Source organism: Lentzea sp., from assembly GCF_036380075.1.
In the GTDB taxonomy this organism is placed as follows: domain Bacteria; phylum Actinomycetota; class Actinomycetes; order Mycobacteriales; family Pseudonocardiaceae; genus Lentzea.
This window is the reverse complement of the sequence record NZ_DASVFL010000131.1, coordinates 1-17,747: the sequence shown is the minus strand read 5'-3', so window position 1 is coordinate 17,747 and position 17,747 is coordinate 1. Positions and strand designations below refer to the sequence as shown.

General features: G+C 69.8%; 19 protein-coding genes. 6 read left to right on the top strand and 13 right to left on the bottom strand.

Going from position 1 to position 17,747, the window contains the following annotated elements:
- The 10 genes from VF330_RS15950 to VF330_RS15905 all read right to left on the bottom strand — a co-directional run.
- The coding region (locus VF330_RS15950; protein WP_330852375.1) for a DUF4157 domain-containing protein at window positions 1-508 on the bottom strand (508 nt) is incomplete at its 3' end.
- Window positions 489-2,471, bottom strand: a complete 1,983-nt coding sequence (locus VF330_RS15945) for an ATP-binding protein (RefSeq protein WP_330852374.1) — start codon at window positions 2,469-2,471, stop codon at window positions 489-491. The genes VF330_RS15950 and VF330_RS15945, both read right to left, overlap by 20 nt.
- Window positions 2,468-3,094 carry a DUF4255 domain-containing protein gene (locus VF330_RS15940; RefSeq protein ID WP_330852373.1) on the bottom strand — a complete coding sequence of 209 codons (627 nt, stop codon included), beginning with the start codon at window positions 3,092-3,094 and terminating at the stop codon, window positions 2,468-2,470. Before VF330_RS15940 ends, VF330_RS15945 begins: the two co-directional genes overlap by 4 nt.
- 92 nt (window positions 3,095-3,186) lie before the next feature.
- On the bottom strand, window positions 3,187-3,450 hold the full coding sequence (locus VF330_RS15935) for a hypothetical protein (protein ID WP_330852372.1): 264 nt from the start codon (window positions 3,448-3,450) through the stop codon (window positions 3,187-3,189).
- Between the two features lie 127 nt (window positions 3,451-3,577).
- Complete coding sequence (locus VF330_RS15930) at window positions 3,578-4,864, bottom strand: ABC transporter substrate-binding protein (protein ID WP_330852371.1); 1,287 nt, start codon at window positions 4,862-4,864, stop codon at window positions 3,578-3,580.
- 13 nt (window positions 4,865-4,877) lie between these two features.
- Window positions 4,878-5,987 (bottom strand): branched-chain amino acid ABC transporter permease, encoded by a 1,110-nt coding sequence (locus VF330_RS15925; RefSeq protein ID WP_330852370.1) that lies wholly within the window; start codon window positions 5,985-5,987, stop codon window positions 4,878-4,880.
- Window positions 5,984-6,871 carry a branched-chain amino acid ABC transporter permease gene (locus VF330_RS15920; protein WP_330852369.1) on the bottom strand — a complete coding sequence of 296 codons (888 nt, stop codon included), beginning with the start codon at window positions 6,869-6,871 and terminating at the stop codon, window positions 5,984-5,986. The genes VF330_RS15925 and VF330_RS15920 overlap by 4 nt, the downstream gene beginning before the upstream one ends.
- Window positions 6,864-8,699: an AMP-dependent synthetase/ligase gene (locus VF330_RS15915; RefSeq protein WP_330852368.1), complete on the bottom strand. Its 1,836-nt coding sequence runs from the start codon at window positions 8,697-8,699 to the stop codon at window positions 6,864-6,866. Before VF330_RS15915 ends, VF330_RS15920 begins: the two co-directional genes overlap by 8 nt.
- Window positions 8,696-9,475, bottom strand: coding sequence for an ABC transporter ATP-binding protein (locus VF330_RS15910; RefSeq protein WP_330852367.1), 780 nt, complete (start codon window positions 9,473-9,475; stop codon window positions 8,696-8,698). Before VF330_RS15910 ends, VF330_RS15915 begins: the two co-directional genes overlap by 4 nt.
- The gene (locus tag VF330_RS15905) at window positions 9,472-10,245 is read right to left on the bottom strand and encodes an ABC transporter ATP-binding protein (protein WP_330852366.1); all 774 of its coding nucleotides are present in this window, start codon (window positions 10,243-10,245) and stop codon (window positions 9,472-9,474) included. The genes VF330_RS15910 and VF330_RS15905 overlap by 4 nt, the downstream gene beginning before the upstream one ends.
- Before the next feature lie 212 nt (window positions 10,246-10,457).
- On the opposite strand from VF330_RS15905, the gene VF330_RS15900 reads away from it, so the two are divergent.
- From VF330_RS15900 to VF330_RS15890, 3 genes are read left to right on the top strand one after another with little or no spacing between them, the layout of a single operon-like run.
- Window positions 10,458-10,922: an SRPBCC family protein gene (locus VF330_RS15900; protein WP_325524151.1), complete on the top strand. Its 465-nt coding sequence runs from the start codon at window positions 10,458-10,460 to the stop codon at window positions 10,920-10,922.
- 12 nt (window positions 10,923-10,934) lie between these two features.
- Window positions 10,935-11,654, top strand: a complete 720-nt coding sequence (locus VF330_RS15895) for a SigB/SigF/SigG family RNA polymerase sigma factor (RefSeq protein ID WP_330852365.1) — start codon at window positions 10,935-10,937, stop codon at window positions 11,652-11,654.
- Between the two features lie 42 nt (window positions 11,655-11,696).
- Window positions 11,697-12,122, top strand: a complete 426-nt coding sequence (locus VF330_RS15890) for a DUF4383 domain-containing protein (RefSeq protein WP_330852364.1) — start codon at window positions 11,697-11,699, stop codon at window positions 12,120-12,122.
- On the opposite strand, the gene VF330_RS15885 is transcribed toward VF330_RS15890, so the two are convergent.
- Window positions 12,109-13,032 carry a DNA topoisomerase IB gene (locus tag VF330_RS15885; protein ID WP_330852363.1) on the bottom strand — a complete coding sequence of 308 codons (924 nt, stop codon included), beginning with the start codon at window positions 13,030-13,032 and terminating at the stop codon, window positions 12,109-12,111. The genes VF330_RS15890 and VF330_RS15885 overlap by 14 nt on opposite strands.
- 49 nt (window positions 13,033-13,081) lie before the next feature.
- Between VF330_RS15885 and VF330_RS15880 the strand changes: the two genes are divergently transcribed.
- From VF330_RS15880 to VF330_RS15870, 3 genes are read left to right on the top strand one after another with little or no spacing between them, the layout of a single operon-like run.
- Window positions 13,082-13,444: a hypothetical protein gene (locus VF330_RS15880; RefSeq protein ID WP_330852362.1), complete on the top strand. Its 363-nt coding sequence runs from the start codon at window positions 13,082-13,084 to the stop codon at window positions 13,442-13,444.
- Entirely contained in the window at window positions 13,444-14,214 is a 771-nt protein-coding gene (locus VF330_RS15875; protein ID WP_330852361.1) for an iron-containing redox enzyme family protein, read from the top strand. The genes VF330_RS15880 and VF330_RS15875 overlap by 1 nt, the downstream gene beginning before the upstream one ends.
- A gap of 19 nt (window positions 14,215-14,233) precedes the next feature.
- Window positions 14,234-14,596, top strand: coding sequence for an STAS domain-containing protein (locus VF330_RS15870; protein WP_330852360.1), 363 nt, complete (start codon window positions 14,234-14,236; stop codon window positions 14,594-14,596).
- A 9-nt stretch (window positions 14,597-14,605) separates the two neighbouring features.
- Here the strand turns inward: VF330_RS15870 and VF330_RS15865 are convergent, their stop codons facing one another.
- Window positions 14,606-15,052 carry a nucleoside deaminase gene (locus VF330_RS15865; RefSeq protein ID WP_330852359.1) on the bottom strand — a complete coding sequence of 149 codons (447 nt, stop codon included), beginning with the start codon at window positions 15,050-15,052 and terminating at the stop codon, window positions 14,606-14,608.
- 25 nt (window positions 15,053-15,077) lie between these two features.
- Window positions 15,078-17,261 carry an immune inhibitor A domain-containing protein gene (locus tag VF330_RS15860; RefSeq protein WP_330852358.1) on the bottom strand — a complete coding sequence of 728 codons (2,184 nt, stop codon included), beginning with the start codon at window positions 17,259-17,261 and terminating at the stop codon, window positions 15,078-15,080.
- Window positions 17,262-17,747: the final 486 nt, after the last annotated feature.

The window sequence follows — 17,747 nt, the reverse complement described above, 5'->3', positions numbered from 1 at the left end:
TGGCGACGGCCTCGCGCTCGAACCGGTCGGACGGGTTGCTGACCTTCACGCCGCCGCCGTTGTCCGTGCCCTCGACCGGGCCGGACCGCTGCTGCACCACGTGCGTCAGCTCGTGCGCCAGCATGTGCTTGCCGGAGTCCGAGGACGGGTCGTACCTCTCGCGCTGGAACACGATGTTCGACCCGACGGTGTAGGCGTGGGCGTTCACCGACTTCGCCGAGTCGTGCGCGGCCGAGCCGGTGTGCACACGGACGTCGGAGAAGTCCTGCCCGAAGCGGCCTTCCATGTCCTCGCGCACGCCCGCGTCCAGCGGCGAACCCCCGGACGAGACGACGTCGGTGACGCTCGCGTTGCCCACGGCGCGTTGCAGGCCGAGCACGCCGGACGGGCCGAGCACGTCGGTGCGCCCGGCCACGGCGGCCCGGCCCAGCAGGCCGGTGTCCTCCTGCGGGAGCCGGTCGCCGCGGGAGTGCGCCGACTCCTCGTGCTCATGTTCGTGCCCGCGCATCACAACCTTCTCTCTCCGTTGCCAGTTCGAAGTAGCGGCCGAACTCGCGCTGCCCGACCAGCCGGCCGAGCTTGCGGTACTCGCGCGCGACGGCGCCGATCAGCTCGGCCATGCCGACGACGTGCCCCGCCGCGGCCGCGAGGTAGGCCGCCGTCACCGCCGCCGAGCGGATGTGCCCGCCGGCCAGCTCGAACGACTCCGCGAGGAAGTCGAGGTCCACGTCGGCCGACCGCGGCACCGCCGGGCCGAGGCAGCGGTCCCACAGGCCGCGCCGCAGGTCCGCGTCCGGCAGCGGGAAGTCCACGATCACGTCGAGCCGGCGGGTGAACGCGTCGTCGAGGTTCGCGCGCAGGTTCGTCGCCAGCACCGCGATCCCGTCGAACGACTCCATGCGCTGCAACAGGTACGCGCTCTCGATGTTCGCGTACCGGTCGTTCGCGTCGCGGACCTCGGAACGCTTGCCGAAGATCGCGTCGGCCTCGTCGAACAGCAGCACGCCGTTCACCCCGGCCGCCTCGACGAAGATCCGCTCCAGGTTCTTCTCGGTCTCGCCGACGTACTTGTCCACCACCGTCGCCAGGTTGACCGTGTAGAGGTCGAGGCCGAGCGACGCCGCGACCACCTCGGCGGACATGGTCTTGCCGGTCCCCGAGTCGCCGGCGAACAACGCCGTAACGCCACGTCCCCGTCCTCCGCCGGGCCGCATCCGCCACTCGTCGATCACGCGGTCGCGGTGCTTCGCCCTGGCCGCCAGCTCGTGCAGCAGCGCCGTGATCGGCACGGGCAGCACCAGGTCGCGCCAGCCCACCGCGGGTTCGATGCGCCGCGCGAGCCGTTGCAGGCCACCGGCGTTCTGGCTGCGCGCGCCGGCCCGCAGGTGCGTGACGTCGATGAGCCCGTTGTCGGCGAGCGCCGACACCGCGGCCGCGTTCGCCGCCCTGCTGATCTGGGTCGGTCCGAGCACGAAGTGCGCGGTCACCTCGGCCGGGTCGATGCCGGCGGCGAGCTTGCCGTCGAGCTCGCCGCGCCACAACGCGACCCGCACGTCGAACGGCACCTGCACCGCGTCGTGCTGCAACGGCGGCGTCCGCGTCCAGCGCGGCTCCCAGGCCCCGGACCCGTACGCGATCACCGGGATCTCCTCGTGCAGCAACGGGTCCAGCGCGAACTGCGCGTCCACCGGGCCGACGACGATCCCCGCGCTGCGCAGCAACGCCTCGCGCGTCACCGCCAGCGGGTCGGCCAGCCGTCCCGCCTCGACCAGCAACGCCGGGAAGCCGGCCCGCGCCAGCGCCGCCACGGCCAGTTCCGCCGCGCCGCCACCGGGGTGCTCGCGCAGGTAGACGAGCCGCACCCCGCGTTCGATGCCGCGGGCCAGCCGGTCGTCACCCGGCATCCGCACCGGGTTCCCCGGCAGCGTCACGAAGTCGGTCAGCAGCGGGTCCGGCCGGTCGTCCCCCAGCAGGTGCGCGCCCACCCGGTCGGGCACCCGCAGCGACCTGCCGAGCAACGGCCGTTCCGGGTCCTCCACCGCCACCAGCCCGCACCGCACCAGCGGACTGCCGTGGTCGAGCCGCGACCGCCCCTGCGGTGAGGCCTCCGCGAGCCCGCACAACCGCAACGCCAGGCCGACGGTGGCACGGCGGCGCGTCACGTCGTCGTTCAGGTAGCCGTAGAACTGCTCGAACCTGCTGTCCACGTCCGGCGCCAGCGCCACGAGGAGCAGCTCCACGTCCACTTCGGACAGTCGCGCTCGCGCGGCCAGCCGGCCGAGCCGCCCGTCCGCGACCGTCTCGGTGAACGGCGCGAACGGTTCCCTCCCGCTGTCCAGCAACGCCTCGATGACCTCGTCCGACAGGTAGAGCCCGCGGAACGGGTCGTCGGGGTTCGGGTCCGTGGCGCGGCGCGCGGCCACCGCCATCCGGATCCGCCGCTCCAGCCCCGCCATGCGCTCGAAGATCATGGCGCCACCCTGCGCATCGACACGCCGTCGGCGGAGACGTTGTGCCGCACCCGGTCCGAGCCGGAGCGCAGCTCGACGCCCTCGCGCACGGGCGGCCCGGCGGCGAACCTGCGGCCGGACGACACCGGTGCCGACACCACGACGTCCAGCGACGGCTTCAGCTCGCCGCCCAGCGCGCTCCAGACGTCCGCGAACGCCCTGTCCTCCGGCGGCGGCAGCGCGACCGTCATCGGCACGGGCAGCGCGAGCTCCGCCAAGGACCCGCCGAGCAACCCCGGTGGCACGGCGTCGTGTCCGATGAACCCCATGAGCAGGTCCGACAGCAGCCGGTGCTCGTCCTCCGACCGTTGCGTCCACGCCGTGACGAGGTACGACAGCTTCATGTGCCGCGGTGGCAGGTGCCGCGCCGCGACCTGTCCCTGCGCGTCGTACTCGTTGAGCAGCCCGCGCTGACGCCGTTTGACGTCCTCGCGGATGTCGTAGAGGTAGATGTTGACCGTGGGCGCGTTCCGACGCGCCGCCCAGTCCTTGGTCGGCGCGTCGAACGCGACCTCCAGGTCCGAACCGCGCAACGCCTCGTCGCGGACCAGGCGACGCAGAGCCTCGTCAACCTCGTGGATCACACCGTCCACGATCGCGCGGCGCGGTGCCGGGAACCATCAACGCACCGACGTCCCGGCGGACACCGTTGGCTGCCCCAAAGGGCAGCCGGGAACTACGCGGGCAGGGGCCTCATCCTGTCCGGCATGTGCGCGCGCAACGCGTCGTGCAACGCGGACACGTCGTCCGCGTCCAGGTGGACGGACCCGGTCTCGCAGGCCAGTTCCGCCTCCCCGGTGCGCTGGTCGGGCACGTACCTCAACGCCACGTCCGGCACCGAGCACGACTCGGCCTCCCGGATCGCGGCCAACAGCTCCGACACCCGTTCGTACCCCAGCCGCGCGCTCCAGCGCAGCGCGGCCGGGGGACGGACGAACAACCGGAGGCCTCCCGCGGATCGGCGAACTTCAACGCACGACAACACCGCTGCAACCTCCTAGCAAAACTCCCGCAACGAGACTAGCCAGGGGGCACTGGAGTCAGCGTGGAGTGTCACCCGTTCGGACTCACTGGTAGCAGGGCTTCTCGAACTTGAAATCCTTCGCCGTCGGACCGGTGAAGAACTCCTCCACCAGCGAAACCCCGGTCGGGGCCGCCTCGTCGGGCTTGTAGATGAGCGTCTGGCGGAAAGCCGCGTCCTGGGGCGAAGCGGAGAAATTGCCTGCACCCGAAGGGAGCATCCCCTCGTAGTCCACGGAGGTGAGCTGCCGCACGGCGGTCAGCACGCCGGCGCGCGTCAGGTCCTTGTTGGCCGCGGCCTTCTCCAGCGCCGCCTTCAACGGGTACGCCCACACCCAGCCGGCGGTGTACCCGTCGTTCGGCGTCACGCCCGGCAGGCCGGCGCGCAGCGCGGTGTGGCCGACGGACTCGGTGGCCCACGCCTTCCACGGCGCCGACTGCAGGTACATCGCCTTGATCGCGGCCGCGGCCGGCGACTTCAGCAGGCCCTGGTTCCACGTCGGCGACGTGCCGATGAACTTGCCCTTGTAACCGCGGGCCGCCGCCTGGCCGATGACCACGGCCGCGTCGGTCGGTCCGGTGGTGATCACGACGAGGTCGGGCTTCTTGCTCACCACGGCGTCGATCGCGCCGGCCTGGTTGTCCTGGCCGGTCTGCGTGGTCACGCTCTCGAACGTCACCCCGCGCTTCTCCGCGGCGATCTTGGCGCCCGCGGCCGCGTCGTCGCCGTAGTCACCGGCGAGGTGCACGGCCATCACGGACTTCGCGCCCAGCTTGTCGACGGCGTAGTCGACGGTGTTCATGGACTCGACGCAGTAGTTCGCGCCGGACTCCAGCACGACCTCCTCGAAGCCCCACAACGAGGTCCACGACGCGGGCACCGACACCATCTGGCTGTTCTCGAGGTCCGGCAGGATCGCCGCGGTGGTCGGCGAACCCAGGGTCTGCGTCAGCGCCAGGACGTTTCCCTTGATCTCCTGGTAGACCTGGTTGTGGATCTGCGGGTTGTACTTGTTGTCCTTGACGTACTTGGTGACGTCGACCTCGTAGCCGCCGATGCCGCCCTTGTCGTTGACGCGCTTCCAGAACGCCTTCTGCGAGTCCGTGATCGGCACCGCCAGCGTCTTGAACGGGCCCTCGGTGAGGTCCGAGATCGTGCCGAGGTAGATGCAGCCCTTCGACTTGTCCACGGGCTGCGGGCACGGTTCCTTCGTCACGCCGAAGTCGACCTTGATGCCGCCCGCGCCCTCCTGCGGGGCGGCGCCGTCGCCGCCCCGGCACGAGGCGAGGGCGAGCACCGCCACGGCCAACAGCGCGAATCTCTTACCGGACATGAGGATTCTCTCCCTAGTACGAGAACGGCCAGGTGCGCCAGTAGTTGCGGACGCGGACCCAGATGCCGAACAAACCGCGTGGCTCGACGATGAGGAACACGATGATGAGCACGCCGTAGAGCACGGCCTCCACCTGGAAGACCGTGACCGCGCCGGTCGCGTCACCGCTGATGAACGGCAGCACCGCGGGCAGTTCCCGAGTGATGCGTGGCAGCAGAGTGATGAAGAGAGCGCCCATGACCGCTCCCGAGATGGTGCCCGCGCCGCCGATGAGCACCATCGCGATGTACTGCACTGACAACAGCAGGTTGAACGAGCCGGGATCGAAGAACCCGTTCACCACGAACAACAACGCGCCCGCGACACCCGCGTAGAACGCGGACACCGCGAACGCCAGGACCTTGTACCTGGTGAGGTCCACGCCGATCACCGACGCGGCCAGGTCGCGGTCCCGCACCGCCGCGAACGCCCGTCCGACCCGTGAGCGGACGAGGTTGCGCGCCAGCACGCCGAAGACCACCAGCAGCACGAACATCACGAGGTAGAGCTGTTGTGCCGCCGTGAACACGGCGTTGTCCCTGTCGAGCCGCACCCCGAAGAGCTCGGGGATCGCCGCCTGCCGCCCGACGCCGGGGCCGCCGGTCAGCGACGTCCACTCCCGGAACACGTGCTCTCCCAGGAAGACCAGTCCCAGCGTGACGATCGCGAGGTAGAGGCCGCGCAGCCGCACCGCCACCGGTGCCACCAGGACGCCGAACAACGCGGCCACCAGACCGGAGGCCAGCAGCCAGACCGGCAGCGACGTGATGCCGAACCCGATCACCCGCCCGGTCTCCGGCCCGGACAGCGCCGCACCCGTGTAGGCGCCGATCGCGAGGAAGAACGCGTGGCCCAGCGACACCTGGCCCGCGTACCCCGTGACGATGTTCAGCCCGATCGCGCCGATCGCCGCCACGAACCCCGTCGCGAGCAGCTGGAGCAGGTCGTCGGTGATGAGGAACGGGACCAGCAGGGCGAAGACGACCAGCCCGCCCGTCCACGCGCGCTTCGGCCGCGTGTTCAGGAACGCCATGTCCTGCGCGTAGGAGGTGTACAGCTCCGGCCTTCCTCGGAGACCCCTCACAGCCGTTCCACCTCTCGCTTGCCGAACAACCCGTACGGTCTGACCAGCAACACGAGCAGCATCAACGCGTACGGCGCGACCAGCCCGAAGTTCGGCCCGAGCCACGGCGCGAAGTCGCCCTGGTAGGTGCCGAAGAGCGACTCGACGACCCCGACCGCGAGGCCGCCGACCACCGCCCCTCCCAGCGACTCCAGGCCGCCGAGGATGATCGCGGGCAACGCCTTGAGCGCCACGATCCACAGCTGCTGGTCGACACCGGCACCGGTCGCCACGAACACACCGGCCAGCGCGGCGAGCCCGCCGGCCAGCGCCCACGACAGCGCGAACACCGACCCGACCGAGATCCCCTGCGCCAGCGCCACCTCCTGGTCGTACGCGACCGCCCGCATCGCGAGGCCGATCCGCGAGTACCGGAAGAACGCGAACAGCGCGGCGGTCACGACGGCGGTGGTCGCGATCATCACCAGGTACCGCTGCTGGACCTCGACGCCGAGCAGGCCGATCGTGTCCAGCCCCCACGGGTCGCCGACCTGGCGCACGTCGAGACCGATGAACGCGTTGGTCACCACCCGGACCACGACGTCCACGCCGATCGTGATGATCGCGACGACGAACACCGGCTTGCCGACCATCGGCCGCAGCACCGTGCGTTCGACGCCCAGCGCCAGCACCGCGATCACGACGGCGGCGACCAGCACCGCGCCGAAGAACGACACGGCGGGCGCGAGGTAGGAGACCAGCACCGCGCCGGCGAGCATGAACGCCGGCTGCGCGAAGCTGATCACCTGCGTCGACTTGTAGATGATCACGAAGCCGAGCGCGAGCAGCGAGTAGATCGACCCGGTGCCGAGCCCGCGGACCAACGACTGCAGGAACTCATCCACGGGGCGCACCCCCGTACATGGAGTCCACGAGCTCCCCGAACATCTTGCCGAGCGCGGACCGCTTCACCTTCTGGGTAGCGGTGAGCTCGCCGTCCTCGTGGTCGAGCTCCTTCGGGAACATCCGGAACTTCTTGATCTGCTCGACCTGGGCGAACCTGGAGTTCACCTCGGTGACGACGGTCTGCACCAGCTCCCGGACCTCCTCCTTCTCCGACAGGTCCCGGTAGGTGGTGTAGGAGATCCTGCGCTGCCGGGCCCAGTGGCCGACCGTCTCGTACTCGATGCCGATCAACGCGACGAGGTACGCCCGCTGGTCGCCGATCACGACGGCTTCCTTGACGTACGGGGACGTCTTGAGCGCGTTCTCGAGCTCCGACGGCGCGATGTTCTTGCCACCGGCGGTGATGATGATGTCCTTCATCCGGTCGGTGATCTTCACGTGCGTGCCGTCGACCCACTCGCCGACGTCGCCGGTGCGCAGCCAGCCGTCGGTGAGCACCCGCGCCGTGGCGTCGGGATCCCGCCAGTAGCCGGAGAACGTGCCGCCGTGCCGGGTGAGGATCTCGCCGGTCTCGTCGTCGATCCGCAGCTCGGTGCCGGGCTGCGGTTCGCCGACCGTGCCGACCTTGACCCGTCCCGGCCGGTTTCCCGTTGCCACGGCGGTGTTCTCGGTCATGCCGTAGACCTCGTGCATCGGCACCCCGATGCCCATGAAGAACTTCAGCACGTCCGGCGCGATCGGCGCGGCACCGGACGCGGCGTAGCGGACGTGCCGCATGCCGATCCGGGCCTTCAGCGCGCGGAAGCAGAACAGCCAGCCCAGCGCGTAGACGAACCTGCTCCGGCCCGTGTGCCGCCCGCCGGTGCGGACGAGCGTCTCGCCGACGCTCTCCGCTCTGCGCAGCCAGAACCGGGTGACCGCGCGCTTGAGCCACCCGGCACCGGAGACGCTGATCATGACGCCCGCCAGCACCTTCTCCCAGATCCGGGGGACGCCGAACAGGATCGTCGGCTGCACCTCGCGCAGGTTCGCCTGCACGGTCTCGATCGACTCGGCGAAGTGCACCTGCACGCCGCTGGCCGCGCTGAACCACGTCGTGAAGATGCGCTCGGCGACGTGGCACAGCGGCAGGTAGGACAGCGTGACGTCGGCGGAGGACGGCGGTGGCGAAGTGAAACCGCCGCCCTCCACCAGCACGTGGACGGCGAACTCGACGTTCGCCACGGTGAGCATCGCCCCCTTGGGCGGCCCGGTGGTGCCGGAGGTGTAGATCAACGTCATGACGTCGTCCGGCGTCGTCCCCGCCATGCGTTCGGACAGCTCGTCGCCGCACGTGTCGCGGTGGCGCGCGCCCAGCGCCAGGAAGTCGTCCCAGGACATCAGCTTCGGGTGGTCGTACCGCCCCTTGATGCCGCGGGGTTCGACGTAGACGATCCACTCCAGGTCGGGCGCGTCCTCCAGCACCGCGAGCGCCTTGTCGACCTGTTCCTGGTCCTCGGCGACGAGGATGCGCGCGCCCGAGTGGGACAGCAGGTAGGCGACCTCGGACGGCGGGTTCGTCGGGTACAGCCCGACCGTGACGCCGCGGGCGGCGACGGTGCCGAGGTCGGCGTAGAGCCACTCGCGCCGGTTCTCGCAGTGGATCGCCACGCGGTCGCCCGGCCGCAGCCCCAGCGCGAGCAGCGCGTGCCCGACCAGCTCGACGTTCGACCAGTACCCGGCCCAGCTGACCTCCTGCCAGATTCCGAGGTCCTTGGCGCGCAACGCGATCTGACCGGGCGTGGCGGCGGCCCTGTCCTTCACGCGGGTGACCACGGTCGTCGTCATGAGGCCACGCTCCGGTGCTGCTCGCCGAGGTAGGCGCGGATGACGTCCGGGTCCTGCTGGACCTCGGCCGGGGTGCCGGTGCGGATCGGGCGGCCGAAGTCCACGACCAGCACGCGGTCCGCGAGGTCCATGACCAGGCCCATGTCGTGCTCGACCATGATCATCGGGATGGCCAGCTCCTCGCGGACGTCGAGGATGAACCGGGCCATGTCCTCGGTCTCCTCGGCGTTCATGCCCGCGACGGGCTCGTCGAGCAGGAGCAGCTTCGGTTCCATCGCGAGCGCCCTGCCCAGCTCGACGCGCTTCTGCACGCCGTAGGGCAGCAGGCCGACGGGGAACCGGCGCCACTGCTCCAGTTCGAGGAAGTCGATGACCTCCTCCACCGCCTCCCTGTTCTTCAGCTCCTCCTTCCGGGCCCTGCCGAGCCAGAGGAACGCCGACAGCGCGCCGTAGTCCATGTGGTTGTGGCGGCCGAGCATGAGGTTGTCGACGACGGTGAGGTGGGAGAACAGCTCGATGTTCTGGAACGTGCGGGCCAGGCCGCGCGCGGCGATGCGGTGGGGCCGCATGCCGACCAGGTCCTCGCCCAGGAACCGGACGGTGCCCTGCTGCGGCCGGTAGACGCCGCTCAGGACGTTGAAGATGGACGTCTTGCCCGCGCCGTTCGGGCCGATGACGGCGAACAGCTCGCCGGCCTCGACGGTGAACGACACCCCGTCGACGGCCACCACGCCGTCGAACGCGAGCCGGACGCCGGTGACTTCGAGAACGCTCAAGACAACCACCGCTTCCGCCGCTTGTAGTGCTTGACCGCACGGAACGAGGAGGTGCCGAGACCGAGGTAGAACTCGCGGATGTCGTCGTCGGCGAGGAGCGCCTCGGCGGGTTTGTCCATGACGACCTTGCCGGTCTCCAGGACGTAGCCGTGGTCGGCGATGGACAGCGCCATGCCGGCGTTCTGCTCGACCAGCAGGACCGTGGTGCCCTGTTCGTTGATCTTGACGACGAGGTCGCGGATCTGCTGCACGAGCAACGGCGCGAGGCCGAGGCTGGGTTCGTCCAGCAGCAGGTAGGAGGGTTCGGACATGAGCGCCCTGCCGATGGAGAGCATCTGCTGCTCGCCACCCGACAGGTAGCCGGCGCTCTGTCTTCGCCGTTCCAGGAGCCGGGGGAAGAGCTCGTAGCAGCGGTCGAGGTTCGACCTCAGGCCCTTCGGGCGGGCGTGGCCACCGACCTTGAGGTTCTCCTCGACGGTCAGCTCGGACAGGATCCGGCGGCCCTCGAGCGCCTGCTTGACCCCGCGCTCGGCGATCCGCGCCGGTGGAAGGCGGTGGATCGGTTCACCGTCGAGGGTGATGGAACCGCGGGTGACCTTGCCGTCGTGCACGTCGAGGAGCCCGCTGAAGGCCCTCATCAGGGTGGTCTTGCCCGCTCCGTTGGCCCCGAGCAGGGCCACGACCTTGCCCTTCGGCACCCGCAGGCTCACGCCGCGGAGCACCAGCATGACGTCGTCGTAGACCACCTCAAGGTTGTTCGCCTCGAGCACCAGCGCCTCCTCAGGCCAGCAACATACCGAGCAGTATGCCGTCCCTGAGACGTGGATCACAGAGCGATTTGCGCACCGTGGGCGATTTCGTGATGCGCGGATCGCGAGTGGCTCACCACGCAGCGTGACCGTCCACAGTGGACAGATGTCGCATGTGTAACAGCGCGTTACACGGGTACTCCGTTTCCGACACCAACTTTGGAGGAGGTTTCGTGACCACCATTGAGAAGACGGTGGACGTCCAGGTGCCCGTGAGCACGGCGTACAACCAGTGGACCCAGTTCGAATCCTTCCCGGCGTTCATGGACGGCGTCGAGAAGATCGACCAGCTCACGCCCACCAGGACCCACTGGACCACGAAGATCGGCGGGGTCGTCCGCGAGTTCGACGCCGAGATCACCGAGCAGCACCCCGACGAGCGCGTCGCGTGGACGACCGTCGAGGGCCCGCAGCAGGGCGGCGTGGTCACCTTCCACCGCCTGGACAACGACACGACCAGGGTTCACCTCCAGATGGAGTACGAGCCCGAGACCCTCACCGAGAAGGCGGGTGCCGCGCTGGGTGTGGTCGGCCACCGGATCGAGGGCGACCTCAAGCGGTTCAAGGAGTTCATCGAGAACCGCGGCACCGAGACCGGCGCATGGCGTGGCGACGTCGCCCCGCCACCCCAGGTCTGATCGCGGTGCACGTTGACGCCAGACCAGCACGCGGCGTTCGAGGACCTCGCGCGCACCGGCCGTGACACGCCGCGCTACTACGCGCTGCGCGACCGGCTGGTGCGCGAGTACCTCCCGCTCGCCCGGCACATCGCCCGCCGCTTCAGCGAACGCGGCGAGCCCATGGAAGACCTCGCTCAGGTGGCCGCGGTCGGACTGATCAACGCCATCGACCGGTTCGACGTGGGCAGGCAGACGGACTTCCTGTCCTATGCCGTGCCCACGATCACCGGCGAGGTGCGGCGTCACTTCCGGGACCAGTGCTGGGCCGTGCGCGTGCCCCGCAGGCTCAAGGAGCTGTGCGACGCCATCGACGGCGCCACCGCCGAACTGTCGCACCGGACCGGGCGGTCTCCCACTCCCTCCGAGATCGCCCGGCACCTCGGGGTGTCGCTGACCGACGTCTACGAGGGCCTGCGCGTGGAGAAGAACGTCTCCTTCGCGCCGCTGGACACCTTGGAGGCGTCGACGGTCGACGACCCGGCGCTGGAGGGGGTCGAGATCCACGAGGCCCTGCAGCCGATGCTGCGGGGCCTTCCCCGGCGGGAGCGGACGATCGTGGTCCTGCGGTTCTTCGGCCGGCTGACCCAGACGGAGATCGCGCGGCGCGTGGGGATCTCCCAGATGCACGTGTCGCGGTTGCTCACCAAGTCGCTGGAGCAGCTCCGCCACGACCTGCTGGCGGAGGAGTGAGACAGGTGAGCGGGAATGTCCGGTTCGAGTGATACTGACGGCATGACCCGGTTGCGGTGGCCCCAGAAGCTCGCGATCGGCACCGGCGCGCTGCTCGTCGTCTGGGGGCTCGGCGGGTTCCTCGTCACCGGCTTCTCCGGCTTCGCGGGCCAGGCCGACACGTGGCTGCTCGGCCTGCGCGTGAACCCGTTGCAGAACACGCTGCACGTGGTGTTCGGCCTGGCGTTGCTGCTGGCGTTCCGGCGGTTGAAGGCGTTGAGCGGAGCCGGTCTGCTCGTGGCGGTGGCGTGCCTGGTCACCTTCGGGTTCGGTATGGCCCGCTACGACGACCAAGTCGTCAACTTCCTCAACGTCAACCCCGGCAGCAACGCGCTGCACCTGGTCGCGGGGTTCGCGGCACTGGCGGCGGCCCAGGGCGCCGCCTGGTGCCGCCAGTGCGACCGCGTCGCGGTCGTCAAAGCCGCTTGAGGAACCTCAGCACCGCCCGCTCCGGGTCGCCGCCGCCGATGACCTCTCCCTTCTCGAAGGCGTCGACCAGGCGCGGGTCCACGTAGGACTTCCGCGCGACGGCCGGGGTGTTGCCGAGGTGCTCGGACACCTCCTTCATGACCGCGCTGACCGCCCGCTTCGACGGCTTGCCGCGTTCCTTCAGCTCGTGGGCGAACGCCTCGGCCGCCCGGACCGTGGCGTGCCAGGTGCGCAGGTCCTTCGCGCTGAACTCGTCGCCGACCAGCTCGCGGAAGCGTTCGTTCACGTCATCGGCGGTGATCTCGAAGACACGGCAGTCCGGCGTGCGGTTGGTGAGCAACGACTTCACGGCCCGCGCGAGCTGCGGGTCGGTCAGCTCCTCGTCGACCTGGACGCCGTGCTTGGCGGGGAAGCGGAACCGGACCTTGTCGCCGCGCACGCTGAGGTGCTCGCACAGCAGGGTCGCGACGCCGTGGGTGCCGTTGTCCTCCGCGTACTGCTCGTGGCCGACGCGGAAGACGCCCAGGTCGAGCATGCGCAGCGCGATGGCGAGCAACCGCTTGCGGCCGCGCGTCCGCATGTCCGCGACGATCTGCTCGCGGAACTTGCCCAGGCGGGGCGCGAGCCGCAGGACGCGGTCGAACTTCTCGGCGTCCCGGTCGGTGCGCCACTTCTCGTGGTAGAGGTACTGGCGGCGGCCGGCGTCGTCGTAGCCGATGGCCTGGATGTGGCCGTTGGGGTGCGGCGAGATCCAGACCTCGCGCCACGCGGGCGGGATGACCAGCGCTTTCACCCGTGTGATGTCGTCCGCGGTGAGGGTCTGGCCCTGTGCGGTGAGGTAGCGGAAGCCCTTGCCCTGGCGGCGTCGGGTCCAGCCCGGTCCTGCCGGGTCGCTGCGGCGCAGTCTCATGTGGTCGCTCCGAGATTGATCAGCTTGGCGTCCGGGTACCCGCAAATCGATGAACGACCACACGGTCGGGGTCGAGCAGATTCTCCTGCTGATGAACCCCGGCACCAGGCGGCCTGCGCCCCTCGCGGAGCAGGCGCTTTTTGTCGTGCGCGCACTCGGCGACCAAGTGGTCCGCTCCCCCTTCGTGGCGGAACCCTCCGAACGGCGGGTGGACGCCCCCGTGCCGCGGGCGGCATGTTGGCGGGCGCTCGTGAACTCCGCCGGGGCCGCTCTGCGCGACCGCGGCGCTCTGTCTACTGTGGAGCGGCAGCTCGGCTCGTCGTGCCACAACGGCTGCGGTGCCGCCCGCCGGCGACGCCACCCGCAGTCCCTTGTGGACGACCTGGTCGCCCGAACGCGTGAGGAAACCTGATGCGCCTGCCCGCTCCCCGCGGCCACATGAGCTCCGCTCTGGTCGCAGCCCTGCGCGAGCCCCCGCTGCCGCGCCCCGCCCTGCTCGTCAGCGGCGGCACCAGGGACGTGTGGGCGGACGACGACCTCCAGCTGTCGCTGTGGATCTGCTACGAGCTGCGGATGCGCGGCTTCGACGACGTCGCCGACGGCTGGCAGGACCACCCGGCGCTGGCCCAGTTCCACGCGGCGCTGGAGTCGCGCTGGGAGGCGGGCCTGCGCACGCTGACCGAGACGACCTGGCCCGCCACGCTGTCGCCGGAAGGCACCGCCGAGCTGCGCCGCCACCACGCGTTCTGGCAGCCGCGCCGCGAGATGCACTCCGCGCTGCGCGACATCCACGGTGACGCGTACGGCGCCCGTTCCTCCGACCGCACCCATTCGGTGCTGTTCACGGTGACGCTGCGCGACCTCGACCCGTCCGTCGGCGTGGACGAGATGCCCTGCCCGACCCTGGCGCTCGCGAACGCGCTGTCGTTGTTCGGCTTCCACCGCCGCCTGGTGGGGGCGCTGGTCGGGTTCCTGACCGCCGTCGACACCATCGGCGGTGACCCGTTCGCGCAGCTGCTGCCCGTGCAGTGCCCGCCGGAGGACGTGCGCCTCGGCTTCACCGTGTGCCACGAGCTGCACGCGCGCCTCACCCAGCACGTCCACTCGTCGGCGCAGGCCGGCCGCACCTCGCTGAGGGGCCGTTGGCCGGCCTCGCACGGCCGTATTAACGTGGGGTGTTGACTTCTTGAAGGGAGAGAGCGTGCACGACCCCTCCGCGCTGGCCTCCGTGGTCGCCGACCGGATCGCGCCCGACGTCGTCGTGCTGCGCGTGTCCGGCGAGCTCGACACCACGAGCAGCAGCCAGCTGACCGGTCCCCTGGAGAGCCACCTGGTGGAGGCGAACCGCGCTGTCGTCGTCGACCTGGGCGGCGTGCGTTTCCTGGGATCGGCGGGTCTCGAAGCCCTGGTCCTGGGGCAGCAGCGCGCCTCCCGCGTCGGTGTCGACTTCGTCGTGGTGGCGTCCGCGCGTGCCGCGTTGCGCCCGATCGAGGCGACCGGGCTGGACGCGGTGTTCACGATCCTGGGGTCGGTGGACCAGGCGGCGGAGCGCTACACGGGCTGACGACGGGTCTCAGTCCTGCCCGATGTCCTCGTACCAGAGCTCGGGGCGTTCGGCGATGAACGCCGTCATCAGCTCGACCAGCGCCGGGTCCTCCACGACGGTGATGCCGACGCCGTTCTCGGCCAGCCAGTCGTGGCCGCCGTGGAACGTCGTCGCCTCGCCGATGAGCACGTTCGAGATGCCGAACTGGCGCACCAGCCCGCTGCAGTACCAGCAGGGCGACAGCGTCGTGACCATGGTCGTGCCGCGGTAGCTGCGCTGCCGTCCCGCGTCGCGGAAGGCGGAGGTCTCCGCGTGCATGGACGCGTCGCCGTCCTGCACGCGCCGGTTGTGGCCGCGGCCCAGCAGCCGGCCGTCGCCGTCGAAGAGGGCGGCTCCGATCGGGATCCCGCCCTCGGCGAGTCCCGTGCGCGCCTCTTCGACCGCGACGGCGAGCATGTCCTCAGCAGAAGTCATGCCCCTGAAGCTACCCAAAGGGCGTTCAGGCGGTCCTGAACAACTTCACGGTCATCGACGTGCCGCTCTGGCGCAGCACCTTCAGCCCGACGCCGACGGCCGGCAGCTTCACGCCCGCACCCGGCTGCTCGGCGAACCAGAACTGCTTGGTGTCGTCGAACGTCGGCTGTGCCGCCGCGCCGCGGACGTAGGACGCCTTGCCGTTGACGTGCAACGTGAAGGAGTCCGACTTCTGCAGACCGAACGGCGCGTCGTAGCCGCTGACGGTCGCCGACCAGCGCTGGCCCTCCAGGTTGTAGAGCGGCGCCGGGTTGGCGTCGATGGGCAGGATCAGGCCCTCGCCGGGGTGCTCGCTCGTGTTGTTGTCGAAGTAGCTCGTGTTCCACAGCGAGACGAGCAGGCCGTCCTGGTACGGGAAGTGCTCCACGAAGTCGGGCTTGTCCGGGAAGCTGTAGCGGTAGGGGCCCGTCTTGTTGTACTTGCCGTACGACTCGTAGGTGCGGTTCGACGCGATGTAGAACTGGTCGAACGCCTTCGTCTCCTTGCCCGCCGTCGTGCGGAAGCCGCGCGTGACCCACGGACCGGTGGTCTCGGCACCGTCCGTCAGCACCGGTGCGCCGTCGGCGGTCACGGTGATCTCGTCGGCGAAGAACCCGTCGAGCACGTAGGCGCCGTCGGTCCGGTACGCGACGCGCAGCTTGGTGTCCTTGCCGGCGTAGGCGTCGAGGTTGACGCTCAGGTCGACCCACTGCCCGCCGGAGGACGAGCTGAGCGCCGGCGCGTCGGCCGAGTCGCGCTGGAACGGCGCGCCGTTCGCGACGCCGTCGAGCTGCGTCCAGCTGCCGTCGGAGTTGGCCGCCTCGACGTAGAGGTAGTCGTAGTCGGCCTCGATGTCGTAGCGGGCCTTCATGGTCAACGACGCCGACGTCCTGCCGCGCAGGTCGAGCGGGACGGTCATGGAGTTGTCGAGGTCGTTGCCCTTCTCGCTCCACCACATCTTCGAACCCGCGAACGGGGTGCCGTAGTCGAACGACTTGGAGACGTCGGGCAGCACCACGACGAGCCCCTGGGCCTTGGCCGAGTTGTACTCGTGCGGGCCGAGCTCGAAGACGCGTTCCTGACCGGCGACCGCGACCTCGTAGTCGAGCCAGCCGAGCTGGAGCTTGTCCCACGCGGAGAACTCGTTGGCGCGCTCACCGGGAACCTCGCCCGGCGCGTTCACCCGGTTCTGGGCCATGATCGACCACCAGTTGACGCCGTTCGTGCCGCCGTTGGTGTCGTAGTGGTCGGGCAGGCCGAGGTCGTGGCCGAACTCGTGCGCGAAGACGCTGACGCCGCCGTTCTCGGGCTGCACGGTGTAGTCGCCGACCCAGACGCCGGTGTCACCGATCTGCGCGCCGCCGAGCTTGTTGGTGCCGGGCCCGGTCGAGTAGTTCTTGAACGCGTAGCCGCGGTGGCTCCACAGCGCGTCCTCACCCTGCAACGGGTCCCCGTCGGCTTGGTCGCCGCCGGCGTGCACGATCTGGAAGTGGTCGATGTAGCCGTCCGGCTCGTTGAAGTCGCCGTCACCGTCGTAGTCGTAGCGGTCCCACTGGTCGTAGTCGGCCAGTGAGGCCTTGATCTGCGCGGTGGTCTTCCCGGCGGCCTGCTGGTCCGCGACCCACCGCGTGACGGCGTCCTTGATCAGCTCACGCGAGTTGTTGCAGATGTTGTCGTTGCAGGGGAAGCCGTTGCTGCGGCCGTAGCGCGCCTCGTTGTACCTGACCTTCACCCAGTCCGTGACGGTGCCGTCGACCGTGTAGCGGCCGCTCGACTGCTTGTCGTAGAAGTTCGCGACGGAGTTGGCGTCCTTCTTGCGGGAGAAGTACAGGTCCTGGAAGTACTGGCGGCTGAAGTCCGGGTGCCAGATCGTCGTGTTGTCCTTCGAGCGGTCCGGCTCGGGGATCTGGTTGTGCACCGGCCCGTCGAACCGCTGCGGGCCCGGGGTGCCCGGGCTGGTGTCGCGGTCCGGGTAGTCGGGGTGCCGTTCGTCGCCGAACTCCGCCAGGATCACGAAGATCTTGTCGGTCTTCTCCCGCTTGAGTTCGACGTACTGGTCCTTGGGCTGGTTCTTGGTCTGCTTCTTGCCGACCTTGGCGATGGTGCTGGTGCCTCGCTGCTCGGTCTTCGTCCGGCCGGTCAGCACGTCAGCCAGCGCCTGCTGCTTCAAGGCTCGGCGCTTCAGTTCCAGCTCGTGGGGCTGTTCGTCGGACTGGCGGGCTTCCTGTTTTTCGGGCTGGGCCGGAGGTGTGGCTGTGGCCGGGGTTGTCAGGGCTGCCGTGATGAGAGCCAGCGCCGCTGCGCCTGCCAATGCTCTTCGCACTTCGTCTTCCCCCTCTTGGAAATCTCGGGGGGACGGTACGGAGCTGGGTGGTGGGGCGACACGTCCGAAAGTCGGGTTCCTGTTTCAGGCGCGGGGCTCCGCCCCGAACCCCGCCAACTGATCAAGGACCGGGCCGGCGCCGTCTGCGGGTTGATGGCACGCCTGTTGCGTTGGGCGGCTTGCTGTTGCGTGCGTTGGTCGCGATCCCGTGGGGTGGTCCCGTCACGAGCAGTGCTCGAGGCAGCCACACCCAGGGGGATAGGTCAAGCCGACGAAAAGCGTGTCGGCTTGACCTATCCCCCTGCGCGCGGCAAACGCGTCAGCACTGCTCGT